This window comes from Labrenzia sp. R5_0 (assembly GCF_017743835.1).
GTDB lineage: Bacteria > Pseudomonadota > Alphaproteobacteria > Rhizobiales > Stappiaceae > Roseibium > Roseibium algicola.
Genome location: NZ_JAGHRK010000025.1, coordinates 1 through 1,914 on the forward strand (window position 1 = coordinate 1; position 1,914 = coordinate 1,914).

Annotated in this window: 2 protein-coding genes; one reads left to right on the forward strand and one right to left on the reverse strand. The window is 49.9% G+C overall.

The features are described 5' to 3' along the window. Nucleotides 1–731 (forward strand): heparan-alpha-glucosaminide N-acetyltransferase (locus tag J7447_RS31140; RefSeq protein ID WP_286189719.1); only part of this gene is annotated, 731 nt, incomplete at its 5' end. 39 nt (nt 732–770) lie between these two features. On the opposite strand, the gene J7447_RS31145 is transcribed toward J7447_RS31140, so the two are convergent. After that, complete coding sequence (locus tag J7447_RS31145; RefSeq protein ID WP_209171781.1) at nt 771–1,751, reverse strand: murein L,D-transpeptidase family protein; 981 nt, start codon at nt 1,749–1,751, stop codon at nt 771–773. Nucleotides 1,752–1,914: the final 163 nt, after the last annotated feature.

Below are 1,914 nucleotides of genomic sequence, written 5' to 3' on the forward strand. Positions count from 1 at the left end.
ACGAAAGTCTATCAAATCAGCGAGTTTTGCTGATCGATACCGTGCGAGGTATCGCTATTTTTGGCGTTGTGCTTTTTCATATTGTTTGGGATCTGGAGTTTTCGGGATTAATCGACGGATTCGCGTTCCATCCTGTATGGCTTGCATTCGGCCGCTTGCTCGCCGGAACCTTCATGTTTCTGGTCGGCGTGAGCCTTGTCCTTGCGCACAGAAAAGGGCTCAAGTTTAGCAGATTTGTAAGACGTGTGACGATGATCGGTGCAGCTGCGATTTCGATTTCATTGGTCACGTGGATCGCGTTTCCGCAGACTTACATTTTTTTCGGCATCTTGCACGCGATTGCGGTTTCTTCTCTTTTTGGTGTTTTATTTCTAAATTTGCCCGCCCTGGTCTCACTAATCTCGGGAACCGGCTTACTCATCCTGCCGCAGTTCGTAAAATTGGAACTGTTCAACACCCGGTGGCTCGCATGGATTGGCGTGTCTAGTTCCCCCCCACCCAGCAACGATTTCGTTCCAATTCTGCCATGGGCCGGATTGACCTTGATCGGCATTTTTCTAGCCAAGATTTTTTATATCAAAAACGGCGATTCACGCTCATTTCCTGATCTGCACAATACCAAACTGACCAGGATCCTGTCTTGGATGGGGCGAAACAGTTTATTGATATACTTGGTTCACCAGCCATTGCTCCTCGTTATCATTCTGCCCGTTGCGCGAATGCTTCGCTAAGGCCGAGGCTCCGATTACATCCTTCACAACACCAAAAAGTCATTGCTGAGACAGCAAAGGTCTGTATGGGTCGGACAGTGCTGCCTTTGGTCTGCTAACCGGTACGGCGCTACTCGATGTTTTCCTCGCGAGGAATTCAGCTCCCTTTTCCAAAAGAACATTTCGAAACCTAGAGTGCATTCCACCGTCGGCGTAAGAACTTACGATATTGCCGCCCCCTTCCCGAAGTTGTTCAACTGAGCTTAGGTCAGCAGCGATCTTTTCTGAAACTTTTTGCGGTGGTGGTTCCAACTGCGGGCACTGTCCAAGGGGGCCGTAGTCAGCTCCTGGGTTTTTTGCTGCGCCAAAACGATATCTTCCTTCACAAAACCGGAATTCTGGCGGACGCCGCAGGACTTCGAACGTGGTGGAAGCTTCTTTGAGATCCAGCCAGAAACTGAGGTTTGGATTGTCGTAGTGCCTCGCAAGATTTTCAGGTGTCATACGAAAAGGGAGTGATTGCACCTGCACGGAAGGTTGCCCGGCGCGCAATGCGTCCCGAACTAGAGCATACACTTCGGTGATTTGCTCGTCTGTGATTGCGAAGCACCCGGAAGACGAGCAGGCTCCGTGGACCATGAGCGCAGTTCCAGAGTAACCCTTCGCGCGTTCAAGTTTGTTCGGATACCCCAAATCAAATGAAAGGAAATACTTAGAGTTGGGATTAAGCCTCCCCAGCGTGACTTCATATATGCCTTCAGGTGCCTGGCGATCACCCTCGGCTCGTTTGGGACCCAGATCGCCGGACCAACGACACATCTCGTATGTTTTTAGAAGAACATAATCACCGGCGCGCCTTTTTTTCCAAACCTCAAGCTCACTTTCCTGTTTGAAAATTCGGATGAAGACGGGATCTGATCCCTCGACCCCTTTGTTGCGCATCAACGCCTTGACCTCATGTGGAATTGCAATTTCTCCGCGCGATTCCATTTCAATTGACGAACCTACACATCCCGCGAGCAGAAGCATGAAAATTGTCATGCTCACACTCAGGATCCTCCGGGCGAATTGTGCCGGTTCAAATATCTCCGGACGCATAACTACCTGACATTTCGCTAGAATACTCGCATCTCAGGAGGGCAACGTTCATTGTTCGGTTTCCTCGCAATAGGAATCGTTGAGGTCTTCTGGTTCTCTCGCAACA

Coding starts and splice junctions, on each gene's coding strand:
- J7447_RS31145 (WP_209171781.1), bottom strand. CDS start 1,751: ATGACAATTTTCATGCTTCTGCTCGCGGGATGTGTAGGTTCGTCAATT.